The sequence below is a fragment of the Aminobacter sp. 01T433 genome (assembly GCF_056398585.1).
Genome location: NZ_JBFTPR010000010.1, coordinates 116,427 through 131,167, shown reverse-complemented (window position 1 = coordinate 131,167; position 14,741 = coordinate 116,427). Strand labels below are relative to the sequence as shown.

The following is a 14,741-nucleotide window of genomic DNA, read 5'->3' as shown; positions in this document are numbered from 1 at the left end:
AGATTGGGACGGTCAGGCGCGGCGGGCCGCGAAACTCATCTCGAAATCGACGATGTTGGAATAGAGCGGCGTGCCGACGTCCATGCCATAACGCGAGCGCAGCACCTTGCCGCTGACATGGAAATGAAGCTGCCCGTTCTTCAAGCCCTGCAGCTGTGCCTCAAACTTCTCGGTCGAGGTACGGCCGCGCGCCGTCAGCTGTCCGGTGACAACAGCCGAATTGTCGCCGGTACGCTGCACCGACGTCGAGCGGAAGGTGATCTGGCGCGAATTGGCGGCATCGAAGACAGCGTCCGACCTCAGGAACGCATCAACGCGGACTTCACCCGTGCCGACACTGTCGGGATAGATGGTGATGTCGACCTTCGAACGGCCAATATCGCCACCATCGATGCTGATGCTGCCCGAGAAATGACCAAAGGCACCGTTCAACCCGCCACCACCAACCTTGCCGATGACAAAACGGATACTCGAACCATTGGCGGAGATGGCATAGTGCCCGGCAGCATCCGACAGTGCCACCGCCGAATCGGTAGTGCCGATCAGACCAAGTGCCAAGAAGCTTGCAACGCCAAGAACACGCAAAGACATCTCATCATACTCCCTGATGGCGCGGCTCGCTGGCCACGCACGGAACCAACGAATCGGTGGGGGCGGCTATTCCGGCTTGCGCGCGCGGCTGGCGACAAAAGGCGAAATCATCCTGACCAACACGACGTCGCGCAGCCAGAAATGGTGGCGCAGGGCCGCCAAAATGTGCAGCACGACCAATGCGATGGCAGCATAGGCCAGCCATTTGTGGCTGAAGATCCAGAAGTTCTCCGCCTGCTCGGAAACCCCAAGCGGCAGATTGGGCATCAGGAACAGGTTGAACGGCATGGAGGGGACTTCCAGCACCGACACGGAAACCAGCGCCCAGCCCGACAGCGGCACCACAAGCTGCGCCGCATAGAGCAGAAAATGCACCGCTGGGGCCGCAGCGCGCTCGGCCGGGCCGACCTCGTCGGGCAGTTCGGGGCTCAGATTGGCGAGCCGCCAGCCGATGCGGATGAGAACCAGCCCAAGCAGCAGGAAACCAAAGGATTTATGCAGCTGGATCAGTTCGAAAGCGGTGCGCTGGCTGGCGATGCGAGTCATCGTCCAGCCAAGGACAAACTGGCCGATGAAGATCAGCCCGATCAGCCAATGAAGGACGATCGCGGCCCAGCCGTAACGCGTGGTCGTGTTGCGCAGCATGGAAGACATCTCCCATGCACAACGAATTCTAGGCGCGATTCATCCAGCCAGTCATGGAAAAGCCGGCCGGCTGCTCACCAATCAGCGACCGAAACTTCGGGCCACATCTGCTTTACGCGCCGACCCTTGGTTTCGTGCGTGAGGCGATTGTCGTGACGATGGTTCGGCAACACGCGGAACGAAAAGATGTCGTCCAGGCCGAACGGGGCGCAAAGTTCGGGCGTTCCGTCGAGCGCCAGGCGCAGCCCCACTGCATGGGTGCGTGATGCGAAATGTTCGAGGGATTCGGCGCTCGACAGGAAGCGCGCGCGCGGAGAACCGAAATGCTGCTCGAACCAGAGATGAACCCGCGCCTGGTTGCGGATTTCAACCGGCAGCGGCAGGTCCGTAAACATCTCCGCGCCTTGCCGGATCGCAGCGTCCTCAGCCTCCCATGAGAGGTCCGAGCCGTCGAAATAAAACAGGTCGACATCCTTGATGCCGTAGCCGGCGGGGCGGCTAGTCAGATGGTTCCAGATGCTGTTGTAGAGCGCGCCCGAAACGATCATCCATTGCGGCAAGGCCAACCTTGCAGCCCCTTCGAGCGCCCCGCGAACCAGCGGATCGGCCAGAAGTATGTCAAAAAAGGCCTGCCGTTGCGCTTCGAACGGCAGGCCTGCATAGCGAAGGTGGTCCATCGCCGCCTCGAACCTGTTAGCTCCTGAGAGCCCCGCCGGTCTGCTTCTTGACGTTCTCGACGATACGGGTCGCGAGGGCCTCGAAGTCCTGGTCGGTCAGGGTCTTTTCCTGCGGCTGGATCGACACCTCGACGGCAATCGACTTCTTGCCTTCGCCGAGCGAAGCGCCTTCGAAGATGTCGAAGACCGAAACAGCCGTGATCAGCTTCTTGTCGGCGGCGAGTGCTGCGCGGGTCAGCGTGCCGGCCTCGACCGCCTTGTCGACGACGAAGGCGAAGTCGCGCTTGACCGCCTGGAAGGCCGACAGGTCGAGCCTTGGCTTGGTCTTGGTCGGCTTGGCCTTGGGCTCCGGGACGGCATCGACGTAAACCTCGAAGCCGCAGAGCGGACCCGCCACGTCGAGGCCTTCGAGCGTCCTGGGGTGGAATTCGCCGAAGGTGCCGAGCACGACCTTGGGGCCGAGCTTGATCACGCCGGAACGGCCCGGGTGGTACCACTCAGGCGCGCCGGTTTCGATCTGCAGTCGATCGACGGGTGCGCCGCAGGCTTCGAGCGCGGCAATCGCATCGGCCTTGGCGTCGAAGACGCCGACATTGCCGGCATTGCCCGACCAGTTGCGGCCCGAGCCCTCGAGCTTGGCGGTGCCACGGCGGACGCCAGCTGCGACGCGGCGCTGGCCGTCTGCCGTATCGCTCTCATAGGTGCCCGAGACCTCGAACAGGGCGACATCGCTGAGGCCACGGTCGGCGTTGCGCTGGGCAGCGGCGATCAGGCCTGGCAGCAGCGAGGGTCGCATGTCGGACATGTCGGCGGCGATCGGGTTCGACAGTTTGAGGCTGGGCTGGCCGCCGCCGAACAGTTCGGCGTGCCTGGCCGGGATGAACGACCAGGTGACCGCCTCCATCATGCCGCGCACGGCGAGCGCACGGCGCGCAGCACGGGTACGGATCTGCAGCGTGGTCAGGATCTTGCCGTTGACCGCGTCATGGGCGCCAAGCGGCTGCGGCGCGATGTTGTCGACGCCGTGGATACGCATGACCTCTTCGACCAGATCGGCCTTGCCGTCGACGTCGGGACGCCAGGACGGAACCGTGACATCGACCACGTCGCCATCACCCTTCACGCCGAAACCAAGGCGGGTCAGAATGTCGAGGCTCTCGGCCTTCTCAACCTCGATGCCGGTCAAGCGTTTGACCTCGGCGAGCGGGAAGGAGACGACCTTGGCCGTGTGGCCGGCATAACCGACAACGTCGGTCCTTGTCGGCTGGCCGCCGCAAAGATCAAGCACCAGCCTGGTTGCCAGCTCGACACCGGGAACCATGAATTCGGGATCTACGCCACGTTCGAAACGGTAGCGCGCATCGGTGATGATGCCGAGCGCGCGGCCGGTGCGGGCGGTGGTGATCGGATCCCAAAGTGCGGATTCGATCAGCACGTCTGACGTGTTTTCATCGCAGCCGGAATGCTCGCCACCCATGATGCCGGCGATGGATTCGACCCCGTTATCATCAGCAATGACGCACATCTCAGGCGTCAGCTTATAGGTACGACCATCCAACGCTTGGACGGACTCATAATCTTCCCAAACAGCTGGTGCCCGCCTCGTGAGGCCAAATGGCTCCCACTCCCCCAGAAGTTCAACTTCAATCCCTTCTCGCTGCTTCTCCAAGAAGCGCTCTTCCGGAAGGTTTGCGGTCTCCTGAATAGCTTTAGCACGACGGACCACCAGATTGCCGGCAACCTTGGCGGCATCGAAGACGTGCAGCGGCCGGCCGCGGTCGAAGGTGACATAGTTGGTGATGTCGACCAGCGCGTTGATGGGGCGCAGGCCAATGGCGATCAGGCGCTGCTGCATCCACTTGGGCGAGGGGCCGTTCTTGACGCCGCGAACGAGCCTGAGCGCGAAGCCGGGGCAAAGCTCGGGGACCTCGATGGTCACCTTGACCGGGCAGTCGCCTTCGCCTTTGATCGACTCGACCTTGCCGCCCTTGAGCGTGCCGAGGCCGGAGGCCGCGAGATCGCGGGCAATGCCATGGACGCTGGTGGCGTCGGGACGGTTCGGCGTCAGGTTGATCTCGATCATCGGATCGTCGAGATGGGCATAGGTGGCGAAGGACGTGCCCACAGGCGCGTCAGCCGGCAGGTCGATGATGCCGTTGTGCTCATCCGACAGCTGCAGCTCGCGCTCGGAGCACATCATGCCATGGCTCTCGACGCCGCGGATCTTGCCGACCGACAGCGTGACGTCGATGCCGGGAACATAGGCACCCGGAGCGGCGAAGGCGCCGATGAGGCCCGCACGCGCGTTGGGCGCGCCGCAGACGACCTGCACCGGCTTGCCGTCACCGGTGTCGACAGTCAGCACCTGCAGCTTGTCGGCGTCGGGATGCCGGCTTGCCGTCAGCACCTTGGCGATGACGAAGGGCTTGAGCGCCGCCTTGTCGTCGACGGATTCGACTTCGAGGCCGATCGAGGTCAGCCGCTCGACGATCTGTTCGAGCGAAGCGTCGGTGTCGAGATGGTCCTTGAGCCAGGAGAGGGTGAATTTCATGGGTTCACTCGTTTCGTGTCGTTGCGGTCGAGCACTTCCACCACCCGGAACCGCTCACAAACCAAAATCATGTCAGGCGAGAAGCCACCATTGCGGGCGAAATAGGCCTCGTGGGCCTGTCGCCAATATTCGTAGGACAGGTCGCCCTCGCCTTCCGCGGCGGCAAATTCGGCATCGACCTCGTCGAAGCGGCGGTGGATCGCCTCGACGGTTTCGATAACCGCGGCACGCCGGCCCTGGCCGTCGAGCACGACATCCCTGCGGCCGACCACAGGCACCGGCTCGTCGCCGCCGTAATCGCGTAAGGCGCCGCAGGTCGCGGTCTTTTTGCCCGACAGCACCAGCGCCAATAGCTCGTCGGCGAGCTCCGGGCTGTCGCCAAAGGCGAAGCTTACGGCATCGGCATACGGGTCGGCGGCGGCACTCATGCGCTCAGCCCACCAAACAGCGTCGGCATGTCGAGCGGGCGGAAGCCGTAGTGCTGGAGCCAGCGGACATCGGCGTCGAAGAAGGCGCGCAAATCGGGCATGCCGTATTTCAGCATGGCGATGCGGTCGATGCCCATGCCCCAGGCAAAACCCTGGTACTCGTCGGGATCAAGCCCGCCGTGGCGCAGCACGTTCGGATGGACCATGCCGCAGCCCAGGATCTCCATCCAGTCGTTGCCCTCACCGAAGCGCACTTCGCCCGGCCGCGAGCGGTCGCACTGGATGTCGACCTCGAGGCTCGGCTCGGTGAACGGGAAGAAGGACGGGCGGAAGCGCATCTTGACGGACGGCACCTCGAAGAACGCCTTGCAGAACTCTTCCAGCACCCACTTCATGTTGGCAATGTTGGCGGTCTTGTCGATCACCAGACCCTCGACCTGATGGAACATCGGCGAGTGGGTGGCATCCGAATCCTGCCGGTAGGTCTTGCCGGGGATGACGATGCGGATCGGCGGCTTCTGCGTCTCCATGGTGCGGATCTGCACCGGCGAGGTATGGGTGCGCAAAAGCTTGCGCTCGCCATTGGCGTCGGGCGGGAAGAAGAAGGTGTCGTGCATCTCGCGCGCCGGATGCCCCTCGGGGAAGTTCAACGCGGTGAAATTGTAGTGGTCGGTCTCGACGTCGGGACCTTCAGCGATGGCAAAGCCAAGGTCGCCGAAGATCGCAGCGATCTCGTCGATGACCTGGCTGATCGGGTGGATGCGGCCGCGCTCGGCCGGCGACTGGCGGACCGGCAAGGTGACGTCGACCTTTTCGGCAATCAGGCGCGCGGTGATGGCGACGTCGCGCAGTTCGGTCTTGCGGGTGGCCAGCGCATCGGTGACGCGGTTCTTGAGACCGTTGATCGCCGGGCCCTTGGTCTGGCGCTCTTCGGCGCTCATCGCCCCGAGCGTCTTCAGCATCTCCGAGACCGAGCCCTTCTTGCCGAGGGCGGCAACGCGCACCGCCTCGATGGCCTGCTCGTCGGAGGCCGAAGCGATGTCGCTCAGCAGCGATTGTTCGAGAGTTTCAAGATCGCTCATGGTCCAGTTCCGTTGCGGCCCAAACGGCCCTTCGTTGCTGCAAAGAAAAACCCGCGCCAGCCGTGCCAGCGCGGGTTTCCCAAATCAAGTCTGTGATGCTTGGGAAGGCGCTGGTTAAGCAACAGCGCTTTCAAAAGCATTCGGGGTGGTGTTCTTGAGATACTCAAGAGCAACCTTGGCCTTGGCAACGAGCACGGCGAATGCCTGGGGCTCGTGGATGGCCATGTCGGAGAGGATCTTGCGATCGATCTCGATGTTGGCCTTGTTCAGGCCGTCGATGAAGCGGCCATATGTCAGGCCATGCTCGCGGACCGCTGCGTTGATACGCTGGACCCACAGGGCGCGGAAGGTGCGCTTGCGGTTCTTGCGGTCGCGGTAAGCGTACTGCTTCGACTTCTCAACCGCCTGCTTGGCAATGCGGATGGTGTTCTTGCGGCGGCCGTAGAAACCCTTGGCCTGCTCGAGAACCTTCTTGTGCTTGGCGTGGGCGGTAACGCCTCTTTTTACACGTGCCATATCATGATCTCCTTAAAACGCTGTCCAGACCGAGGGCTCAGAGGCCGTTCGGAAGAAAATTCTTGACGACCTTCTTGGCGTCCGGTTCAGCCAGAACCATCGTGCCACGGGCGTCGCGAATGAACTTGTTGGAACGCTTGATCATGCCATGGCGCTTGCCAGCGGCAGCAGCCAGGACCTTGCCGGTCCCGGTGATCTTGAACCGCTTCTTAGCAGCGGATTTGGTCTTCATCTTGGGCATTTTGCTACTCCGTTCTTAGGATTCCTCGGCACCCGGAGATGCTTGCGAAATCCCTTCATGTTGTTGTTTTCAGGCCGACCAAAGCCCGAAAAGCAAATGGAACCGCCACGGCATGCCCTGCCGGGCGGTTCTGGGACGCGGCTATATACGCGGAAGTGGTGCAATGCGCAACACCCTGGGTGCAGCGCAAATGCAATGAATCGCGAGGTTTCAGGGAATGCGGAACAGAACCGGCAGCGTGCCCGTCATCTGGGCATGGTCGATCATCTCGAACACAGGAAGCGCGACCAGGAATACCAGGCCATCAAGCAGCGTCGTCAGCAGGATGCGAGGGTTGAAGCTGCCCGTGTTGCCCTCCTGGTAGAGGGAAATGTTGGGAAAGAAGCGCGGCACCCTGGCGACATAGGCCTGATATTCGGGGCCGAAGAGCGAGTCGAGATGCCGTTCCTCCCGCAGGATGACGATATGGAAGGCCAAGGCGCACAATACGGCAAAGCCGATCATGGCGACGATGCTACCCATCTGCGCGCCGACGCCGGCCGCCGCCAGCGTCGAAAAGACGTAAAGCGGGTTGCGGGACATCGAATAGGGCCCGCCAGTGACGACTTCGCCCGATTTGCGCCCGCCGATGTAGAGCGTGCACCACAAACGCCCGACGATGCCGAGGAAGATCATCAGCAGGCCGGCCATCTCGAGGACTTCGTGGACTGTCGTTTCGGGCGGGAAGGTCGACTGGCCGAACAACAGCGCCGCAAACATGGCGATGATCAGCGCAGCAAGCACCATGCGGCGCCGGTGCTGATAATTCCCCAGCCCTTCAACCATCTGTTTGCTCATGGCAGTCCACTCGCCTGCAGCACCCGCATGGCGAGTTCGACCGCTCGACGCCTTTCAAGAGAAATGAAACATCGCCCCGGCTGTCGCCGGGATTAGAGCGCCGCGCGTCCTTTCGGACGCGCAAAGGACGCTCTAATATTTTGATCCGCGCATCGTGCTTCCCGAAAATCTGTGTCGATTTTCGGGTCGATGCACAAAGGCATCAACGCGGCGCGAGCACCATCATCATCTGCCGGCCTTCGAGCTTGGGCTCGGCTTCGACCTTGGCGATGGTGGCGGTTTCCTCACGAACCTTGTTGAGGAGCTGCATGCCGAGTTCCATATGCGCCATCTCGCGGCCACGGAAACGCAACGTCAGCTTGACCTTGTCGCCTTCCTCGAAGAAGCGGCGAACCGCCTTCATCTTGGTCTCGTAGTCGTGGCTGTCGATGTTCGGGCGCATCTTGATCTCCTTGATCTCGATGACCTTCTGGTTCTTGCGCGCCTCGGCCGCCTTCTTCTGGTTGGCGTATTTCAGCTTGCCGAGGTCAAGGATCTTGACGACGGGCGGCGTGGCGTTGGGGGAAATTTCTACGAGATCGAGGCCAGCCTCTTCGGCGGCCAGGAGTGCGTCGTTGATGGAAACATCGCCACGGTTCGAACCGTCGACGTCGATCAGCTGGACCCGGGGAACCCGGATGTCACGGTTGGAACGTGGGCCGTCCTTGGTAGGCGCGGCTGATTTAAAAGGTCTGCGAATGGTCGTGGTCTCCTCGAGCCATTGACGTTGGAAGGTCTGCGGACGCGCCAATGTGGGGAGCGCGCGGGCGAAGTCAATAACACAGCAATCACAACAAATCACCTGCTTCCGCACATGCGAACTGCCCCAAAAGAACGATTCTTAGGGCACTTTCCGCATCAGGCCGGCTGTGCCACAAGTCCGTGCCAAGGGGATTTGACATGAATGCAACTGCGCCAAGCTTAATCGAGGTGGACAACGCCCGCATCGCCGTCAGGCATATGGAGGGGGCAACACCCGGCATTGTATGGCTCGGTGGCTACAATTCGGACATGCTTGGCACCAAGGCCGAGACACTGGCCGGCTGGGCCGCAAGCGAAGGCCTGAGCTTCCTGCGCCACGACTATTCCGGTCATGGCGAGTCCGGTGGCCGCTTCGCCGACGGCACGATCTCGAAATGGCTGGGCGAAAGCCTGGCGGTGTTTCGTCAGTTCACGCGTGGACCGCAGATCCTTGTCGGCTCGTCGATGGGTGCTTGGATCGCGCTGCGCATGAATGCCGAGCTGAACAAATCGGGCGAGGGCGATCGCGTTGCGGGGCTGGTGCTTCTGGCGCCCGCACCCGACTTCACCGCCGAGCTGGTCGAACCGCAGCTGACCGACGCGCAACGGCGCGATCTCTTGGAGAAGGGCTATTTCGAGGAGCCATCGGATTATTCGCCTGAGCCCTACATCTATACGCGCGCGCTGATCGAAGATGGACGGCAAAACCTGGTCATGACCGGGCCGATCCATACGCATTGCCCGGTCCACATCATCCAGGGCCTGGTCGATCCGGACGTGCCGCACAGCCACGCGCTCAAGCTGATGAGCCTGTTGCCGGCCGACGACGCGACGCTGTCTTTGGTGCCCGATGGCGACCACCGCCTGTCGCGGCCCGAGGATCTCGACCTCATGACCCGCGCGGTCGGCGAAATGATCCAACGGGCAGGCTGAGCCGATGCGCATATCGATCCCGATTTCGGCATTTGTCGCAGCCATCGTCGGGTTCGGCGGCACGCTTGCCATCATCATCGCCGCCGCCAACGCGGTGGGCGCCTCGCAGATCCAGACGGCGAGCTGGGTCACTGCGATCTGCCTTGCCATGGCGTTCGAAACGGCCTGGCTGTCGTGGCGGACCAAGATGCCCGTCATCTCCGCCTGGTCGACGCCGGGCGCCGCATTGATCGCTGCGAGCAGCGGCTTCAACATCGGCGAGGCGGTCGGCGCCTTCCTCGTCACCGGCGTGCTTTTGGTGCTGACCGGGCTGATCAAGCCGCTGACCCAGCTGATCGCGCGTATTCCGGCATCGGTTGCCTCGGGCATGCTCGCCGGCATCGTCGTCACCTTCGCCATCAATGCGGTGAAGACCATCCCTGGGGATCCCTGGCTGATCTTGCCGCTGATCGCCGCGTTCTTTCTCATCAGGCTCTACAACCCGGCACTTTCGGTGCTGGTGGTGCTGGTCGGCGGCGGGCTTGCCGCGTTCCTGACAGGCCGCGTTGGCGGGCTGCCTGTGCCGGAACTGTCGACCCTGACACTGATCGCGCCGGAGTTTTCGGTCGCAGCGATCGTGGGGTTGGCGCTGCCGCTCTATCTCGTCACCATGGCGTCGCAGAACCTGTCCGGCCTCGCCGTGCTGCGTGCCGCCGGCTACCACCCCGAACCGGGGCCGCTGATCGGCGTCACCGGGCTGTTTTCGGTGCTGTCGGCACCATTCGGCGCCTCGACCACCAACCTTGCGGCCATCTCGGCGGCGATCTGCACCGGCCCCGACGTGCATCCTGATATGAAAGAGCGCTGGAAAACCGGACCGTTCTACGCGCTCGCCTATGTCGTTTTCGCCGCCTTCGGCGCTTCGCTTGTGGCGATCTTTGCGGTGCTGCCGCAGAGCCTGATCGTGCTTGTGGCCGGTCTCGCGCTGATGGCGCCGCTGGCCAATGCGCTCGCCATCGCGCTCAAGGACGACCACCACCGCATGGCCGCAACCACCGCCTTTGCCGTCACCGCGTCGGGCCTGACGCTGTTTGGCGTCGGATCGGCGTTCTGGGGACTGGTCGCGGGCCTGGTCATCCTGGTGCTCGAGAGCCTCAAAAAAGGCTAGGTTTTCCAAGCCATTGTCCGGTTTCACCCGGCACCGTCTTGAATCGCCATTTTTCCATTCCCATGTCGTTTGGAGCAGCTTTTTCCCCGGCTGCCTCGAACAAAGGAACGGCAAACTAAAATGAACACGACTGCACTGATCCGTCCGGCTTGGACGCCGGCAACCATCGCATTGATGGTGATCGGCTTCATGGTGTTCTGGCCGCTCGGCCTCGCCATGCTTGCCTACATCATCTGGGGCGACCGGCTTGAAGGCTTCAAGCGCGACGTAAACCGGGCAACCGACGGCATCTTCGCCGGCTGCCGCAAGGCCTCGTACCGGACCAACGCCCGCACCGGCAACGTCGCTTTCGACGACTGGCGCGAGAAGGAACTCGAGCGCCTCGACGAAGAGCGCCGCAAGCTTGAAACGATGCGCGAGGAATTCGACGCCTATGCCCGCGAACTGCGCCGGGCCAAGGACCAGGACGATTTCGACCGCTTCATGGCCAACCGCCACAAGCCGACGGCACCGACGGTGACGCCCAAGAAGGGCGGCAAATCGGGCCTGCTTGACGATTGACGTCGAACCCAACCCATGAATGCCAACGGCGCCGTGCATGCGGCGCCGTTTTCTTTTGCTCCGAACTCCCTCGAATCATCTAGTCTCACCCCATGTCCTTTGGCTTCTTCCGCAAGCTGACAAAGCCTGCACGTGCTCCCGTCCAGGAGCGGGATCACATCGTTGCGGGCCGCACGCTGCCGCTCAGGATCGTCGAGAACGACCGGGCGCGGCGGCTGACTCTGCGCATCGATGCCGGCGGACGCGGCCTGCGCATCACCGTGCCGCCCGGCCTGCGCCAGGGCGAGGTCGACCGCTTCCTCGACCGCCATCAGGGCTGGCTGGAACAGCGCCTCGCCAAGGTGCCTGATCGGCCGCAGGTACGCCCCGGGATCAAGATTCCCATTCGCGGCACCCCGCATCTCATCATCCACGAAGGCGGGACGCGCGGCACCGTGCGCCAGTCGCAGGACGAAAGCGGTCCGACGCTTCTGGTTCATGGCGACCGAACGCATCTGCCGCGCCGCATCGCCGATTTCCTCAAGCGCGAAGCCAAGCGCGACATCGAGGCGATGGTGGCAACGCACTGCCAAACCGCAGGCCGCCGCGCCAAGGCGATCCGCTTTCGCGACACGACGAGCCGCTGGGGCTCGTGCACGTCGGACGGCGTGCTGTCGTTTTCCTGGCGCATCATGATGGCGCCGACACCCGTGATCAACTACCTCGTCGCGCATGAAGTGGCGCATCTCAGGGAGATGAACCACGGCCCGAAATTCTGGAAGCTGTGCGAAGAGTTGTGCCCTGACACCGAGCGCTGCAAGGCCTGGCTCAAGCGCAATGGCGGCGCGCTGCAGGCGATACAGTTTGAGTGAGGAGTAGTGGACCGACACCTGGCCGCCGCGTTCACGCCCGGCTGATCTTGCCTCTTTTCACTACTCACAATTCGCTACTCCCTACTCGCTCCCTCCGCTTTTCCTCGACTTAGCCGCCTTTTCGTGCCACTCCCCACCCATGGCTTTCGACATCAAAATCTGCGGCCTGAGCACCGCTGAAACACTCGACGCTGCGCTAAGCAATGGCGCTAGCCATGTCGGCTTCATCTTCTTTGCCAAGAGCCCGCGCAATGTTGCGCCCGCGCTCGCCGGACGGCTGCGTGAGGCTGCAAAGGGCAGGGCCAAGGCCGTCGCCGTGACCGTCGATGCCGATGACGTGTTCCTCGACGAGATCGTGGCTAAGATGGCGCCCGACATGATCCAGCTGCACGGCAAGGAAACGCCGGCGCGCGTGGCTGAGGTAAAAGTGCGCTACAGCTTGCCGGTCATGAAGGCTTTTTCCATTCGCGAGGCCGCCGATTTCGAGGCGATCACGCCCTATATAGGTGTTGCCGACCGCATGCTTTTCGACGCCAAGCCGCCCGCCGGCTCCGAATTGCCCGGCGGGAACGGCGTGTCGTTCGATTGGCGGCTGCTCGCAGGCCTTGACGCCTCCGTCGATTACATGCTTTCCGGTGGCTTGAACGCCGCCAATATCGGCGACGCCCTCAAGCTCGCCAACCCGCCCGGCATCGACATTTCCTCGGGCGTGGAAAGCGCTCCGGGCGTCAAGGATGCGGCGCTGATCGAAAATTTCTTCAGGGCCGTCCGGGCAGCTCGCGACAGCAGAGCAGCCTGACCAGCCTCCAGCCGCAAGGAGATCGGCCGTGAACAAGCCGACTGAGCCCAATTCCTTCCGCACCGGGCCCGACGAACAGGGCATGTTCGGCATTTTTGGCGGCCGTTTCGTCGCCGAGACGCTGATGCCGCTGATCCTTGAGCTGCAGCGGCACTGGGATGAGGCCAAGAACGATCCGGCCTTCAAGGCGGAGCTGAGCGACCTGTCGACCCACTATGCCGGCCGGCCCTCCAAGCTCTATTACGCCGAAGGCCTGACCAGGCATCTGGGCGGCGCAAAAATCTATTTCAAGCGCGAAGACCTCAACCACACCGGTTCGCACAAGATCAACAACTGCCTCGGCCAGATCCTTTTGGCCAAGCGCATGGGCAAGACCCGCATCATCGCGGAAACGGGTGCCGGCCAGCACGGCGTTGCTTCGGCAACCGTTGCGGCACGCTTCGGCTTCCCGTGCTTTGTCTATATGGGCGCCACCGACGTCGAGCGGCAGATGCCGAACGTCTTCCGCATGAAGCTCTTGGGCGCTGAAGTGCGCCCGGTCAGCGCCGGCCACGGCACGCTGAAGGACGCCATGAACGAAGCGCTGCGCGACTGGGTCACCAACGTGCACGACACCTATTATCTGATCGGCACAGCTGCCGGCCCGCATCCCTATCCGGAACTGGTGCGCGACTTCCAGTCGGTGATCGGCACCGAGGCGCGTGCCCAGATCCTCGAACAGGAAGGCCGCCTGCCCGACATGATCGTTGCTGCCGTCGGCGGCGGCTCGAATGCGATCGGCTTGTTCCATCCCTTCCTTGACGACCGCAGCGTCAAGATCGTCGGCATCGAAGCGGGTGGGCGCGGCCTTGACGGCATCGAGCATTGCGCCTCGATGAACGCGGGCCGCCCGGGCGTACTGCACGGCAACCGCACCTATCTCTTGCAGAACGACGACGGCCAGATCCTCGACGGCCATTCAATCTCGGCGGGTCTCGACTATCCCGGCGTCGGCCCCGAGCATAGCTGGCTTCGCGATACCGGCCGCGTCGAATATGTGCCGATCCTCGACGACGAGGCACTTGAGGCGTTCCAGCTGACGACGCGCGTCGAAGGCATCATCCCGGCACTCGAATCCGCCCATGCCATCGCGCATGCGGTCAAGGTCGCCCCTGCTATGGGCAAGGACAAGGTGATGATCGTCAACCTGTCCGGCCGCGGCGACAAGGACGTGCACACGGTGGCCAAGATGCTGGGTATGGAGATCTGATCATGACCACCCGCATCGACCGCCGCATGGCGAAGCTCAAGGCCGAGGGACGTCCGGCACTCGTCACCTATTTCATGGGCGGCGACCCCGATTACGACACGTCCTTGTCGATCATGAAGGCGCTGCCCAAGGCCGGCAGCGACATCATCGAGCTCGGCATGCCGTTCTCCGACCCGATGGCCGACGGCCCGGCGATCCAGGCTGCTGGCCTGCGCGCGCTGAAGGCCGGCCAGACGCTGAAAAAGACGCTGCAGATGGCACGCGAGTTCCGCCAGGGCGACGACGAAACGCCGATCGTGATGATGGGCTACTACAACCCGATCTACATCTACGGCGTCGACCGTTTCCTCGAAGACGCGTTGGCATCGGGCATTGACGGGCTGATCGTCGTCGACCTGCCGCCGGAAATGGATGCCGAGCTGTGCATCCCCGCCCTCAAGGCCGGCATCAACTTCATCCGCCTGGCAACGCCGACGACCGACGACAAGCGCCTGCCCAAGGTGCTCGAGAACACTTCCGGTTTCGTCTATTATGTCTCGATGACCGGCATCACCGGCTCGGCGCTGGCCGACACGTCAAAGGTTGCCGAGGCGGTAAACCGCATCAAGGCCCACACCGACCTGCCGGTTTGCGTCGGCTTCGGCGTCAAGACCGCCGAGCAGGCCAGGACCATTGGCGCTTCCGCCGACGGCGTGGTTGTCGGCACTGCGATCGTCAATGCGGTTGCCAATGTCATCGGGCCCAAGGGCGAGAAAACAGCCGACCCGGCCGAGGCCGTGGCGACGCTGGTCACTGGCTTGTCCCAGGGCATTCGCGCCGCACGCCTTGCTACCGCCCAATAAATATCCCATGT

The 14,741-nt window shown here is 62.9% G+C and carries 17 protein-coding genes; 7 read left to right on the top strand and 10 right to left on the bottom strand.

What is annotated here, in order from left to right; all coding sequences use genetic code 11:
* Positions 1-12 precede the first annotated feature (12 nt).
* The 10 genes from AC1DLV_RS18630 to infC form a co-directional block, all read right to left on the bottom strand.
* Positions 13-591: a YceI family protein gene (locus tag AC1DLV_RS18630; protein WP_476801372.1), complete on the bottom strand. Its 579-nt coding sequence runs from the start codon at positions 589-591 to the stop codon at positions 13-15.
* Positions 592-657: 66 nt separating this feature from the next.
* Positions 658-1,245: a cytochrome b gene (locus AC1DLV_RS18625; RefSeq protein ID WP_476836207.1), complete on the bottom strand. Its 588-nt coding sequence runs from the start codon at positions 1,243-1,245 to the stop codon at positions 658-660.
* Positions 1,246-1,310: 65 nt separating this feature from the next.
* Entirely contained in the window at positions 1,311-1,913 is a 603-nt protein-coding gene (locus AC1DLV_RS18620; protein ID WP_476801370.1) for a nucleotidyltransferase family protein, read from the bottom strand.
* Between the two features lie 16 nt (positions 1,914-1,929).
* The gene (gene ytpR / locus AC1DLV_RS18615; protein ID WP_476801369.1) at positions 1,930-4,464 is read right to left on the bottom strand and encodes a YtpR family tRNA-binding protein; all 2,535 of its coding nucleotides are present in this window, start codon (positions 4,462-4,464) and stop codon (positions 1,930-1,932) included.
* Positions 4,461-4,892 carry an ASCH domain-containing protein gene (locus AC1DLV_RS18610; RefSeq protein ID WP_476801368.1) on the bottom strand — a complete coding sequence of 144 codons (432 nt, stop codon included), beginning with the start codon at positions 4,890-4,892 and terminating at the stop codon, positions 4,461-4,463. The genes ytpR and AC1DLV_RS18610 overlap by 4 nt, the downstream gene beginning before the upstream one ends.
* Positions 4,889-5,974, bottom strand: a complete 1,086-nt coding sequence (gene pheS, locus AC1DLV_RS18605; protein WP_476801367.1) for a phenylalanine--tRNA ligase subunit alpha — start codon at positions 5,972-5,974, stop codon at positions 4,889-4,891. Before pheS ends, AC1DLV_RS18610 begins: the two co-directional genes overlap by 4 nt.
* A 114-nt stretch (positions 5,975-6,088) precedes the next feature.
* Positions 6,089-6,490, bottom strand: a complete 402-nt coding sequence (rplT, locus tag AC1DLV_RS18600) for a 50S ribosomal protein L20 (protein WP_476801366.1) — start codon at positions 6,488-6,490, stop codon at positions 6,089-6,091.
* A 37-nt stretch (positions 6,491-6,527) separates the two neighbouring features.
* The gene (rpmI, locus tag AC1DLV_RS18595) at positions 6,528-6,731 is read right to left on the bottom strand and encodes a 50S ribosomal protein L35 (RefSeq protein ID WP_476801365.1); all 204 of its coding nucleotides are present in this window, start codon (positions 6,729-6,731) and stop codon (positions 6,528-6,530) included.
* A gap of 210 nt (positions 6,732-6,941) precedes the next feature.
* Positions 6,942-7,568, bottom strand: a complete 627-nt coding sequence (locus AC1DLV_RS18590) for a methyltransferase family protein (RefSeq protein WP_476801364.1) — start codon at positions 7,566-7,568, stop codon at positions 6,942-6,944.
* Positions 7,569-7,770: 202 nt separating this feature from the next.
* Positions 7,771-8,307 carry a translation initiation factor IF-3 gene (gene infC / locus AC1DLV_RS18585; RefSeq protein WP_476781694.1) on the bottom strand — a complete coding sequence of 179 codons (537 nt, stop codon included), beginning with the start codon at positions 8,305-8,307 and terminating at the stop codon, positions 7,771-7,773.
* 200 nt (positions 8,308-8,507) lie between these two features.
* Between infC and AC1DLV_RS18580 the strand changes: the two genes are divergently transcribed.
* From AC1DLV_RS18580 to trpA, 7 genes are all read left to right on the top strand, one after another.
* Complete coding sequence (locus AC1DLV_RS18580) at positions 8,508-9,281, top strand: alpha/beta hydrolase (protein ID WP_476801363.1); 774 nt, start codon at positions 8,508-8,510, stop codon at positions 9,279-9,281.
* Between the two features lie 4 nt (positions 9,282-9,285).
* Positions 9,286-10,428, top strand: coding sequence for a benzoate/H(+) symporter BenE family transporter (locus AC1DLV_RS18575; protein WP_476801362.1), 1,143 nt, complete (start codon positions 9,286-9,288; stop codon positions 10,426-10,428).
* A gap of 120 nt (positions 10,429-10,548) precedes the next feature.
* Positions 10,549-10,989: a DUF2852 domain-containing protein gene (locus AC1DLV_RS18570; RefSeq protein ID WP_476801361.1), complete on the top strand. Its 441-nt coding sequence runs from the start codon at positions 10,549-10,551 to the stop codon at positions 10,987-10,989.
* Positions 10,990-11,081: 92 nt separating this feature from the next.
* A complete protein-coding gene (locus tag AC1DLV_RS18565; RefSeq protein WP_476801360.1) occupies positions 11,082-11,840 on the top strand; it encodes a M48 family metallopeptidase in 759 nt (252 codons plus the stop codon).
* Between the two features lie 139 nt (positions 11,841-11,979).
* A complete protein-coding gene (locus AC1DLV_RS18560; protein WP_476801359.1) occupies positions 11,980-12,639 on the top strand; it encodes a phosphoribosylanthranilate isomerase in 660 nt (219 codons plus the stop codon).
* A gap of 28 nt (positions 12,640-12,667) precedes the next feature.
* Positions 12,668-13,888, top strand: coding sequence for a tryptophan synthase subunit beta (gene trpB, locus AC1DLV_RS18555; RefSeq protein WP_476781672.1), 1,221 nt, complete (start codon positions 12,668-12,670; stop codon positions 13,886-13,888).
* 2 nt (positions 13,889-13,890) lie between these two features.
* Positions 13,891-14,730, top strand: a complete 840-nt coding sequence (trpA, locus tag AC1DLV_RS18550; RefSeq protein WP_476801358.1) for a tryptophan synthase subunit alpha — start codon at positions 13,891-13,893, stop codon at positions 14,728-14,730.
* Positions 14,731-14,741: the final 11 nt, after the last annotated feature.

What these genes read in the sequence shown, in the direction of transcription:
- AC1DLV_RS18630 (WP_476801372.1), bottom strand. Translation starts at nt 591, where the DNA reads ATGTCTTTGCGTGTTCTTGGCGTTGCAAGCTTCTTGGCACTTGGTCTG.
- AC1DLV_RS18625 (WP_476836207.1), bottom strand. Translation starts at nt 1,245, where the DNA reads ATGTCTTCCATGCTGCGCAACACGACCACGCGTTACGGCTGGGCCGCG.
- AC1DLV_RS18620 (WP_476801370.1), bottom strand. Translation starts at nt 1,913, where the DNA reads ATGGACCACCTTCGCTATGCAGGCCTGCCGTTCGAAGCGCAACGGCAG.
- ytpR (WP_476801369.1), bottom strand. Translation starts at nt 4,464, where the DNA reads ATGAAATTCACCCTCTCCTGGCTCAAGGACCATCTCGACACCGACGCT.
- AC1DLV_RS18610 (WP_476801368.1), bottom strand. Translation starts at nt 4,892, where the DNA reads ATGAGTGCCGCCGCCGACCCGTATGCCGATGCCGTAAGCTTCGCCTTT.
- pheS (WP_476801367.1), bottom strand. Translation starts at nt 5,974, where the DNA reads ATGAGCGATCTTGAAACTCTCGAACAATCGCTGCTGAGCGACATCGCT.
- rplT (WP_476801366.1), bottom strand. Translation starts at nt 6,490, where the DNA reads ATGGCACGTGTAAAAAGAGGCGTTACCGCCCACGCCAAGCACAAGAAG.
- rpmI (WP_476801365.1), bottom strand. Translation starts at nt 6,731, where the DNA reads ATGCCCAAGATGAAGACCAAATCCGCTGCTAAGAAGCGGTTCAAGATC.
- AC1DLV_RS18590 (WP_476801364.1), bottom strand. Translation starts at nt 7,568, where the DNA reads ATGAGCAAACAGATGGTTGAAGGGCTGGGGAATTATCAGCACCGGCGC.
- AC1DLV_RS18580 (WP_476801363.1), top strand. Translation starts at nt 8,508, where the DNA reads ATGAATGCAACTGCGCCAAGCTTAATCGAGGTGGACAACGCCCGCATC.
- AC1DLV_RS18575 (WP_476801362.1), top strand. Translation starts at nt 9,286, where the DNA reads ATGCGCATATCGATCCCGATTTCGGCATTTGTCGCAGCCATCGTCGGG.
- AC1DLV_RS18570 (WP_476801361.1), top strand. Translation starts at nt 10,549, where the DNA reads ATGAACACGACTGCACTGATCCGTCCGGCTTGGACGCCGGCAACCATC.
- AC1DLV_RS18565 (WP_476801360.1), top strand. Translation starts at nt 11,082, where the DNA reads ATGTCCTTTGGCTTCTTCCGCAAGCTGACAAAGCCTGCACGTGCTCCC.
- AC1DLV_RS18560 (WP_476801359.1), top strand. Translation starts at nt 11,980, where the DNA reads ATGGCTTTCGACATCAAAATCTGCGGCCTGAGCACCGCTGAAACACTC.
- trpA (WP_476801358.1), top strand. Translation starts at nt 13,891, where the DNA reads ATGACCACCCGCATCGACCGCCGCATGGCGAAGCTCAAGGCCGAGGGA.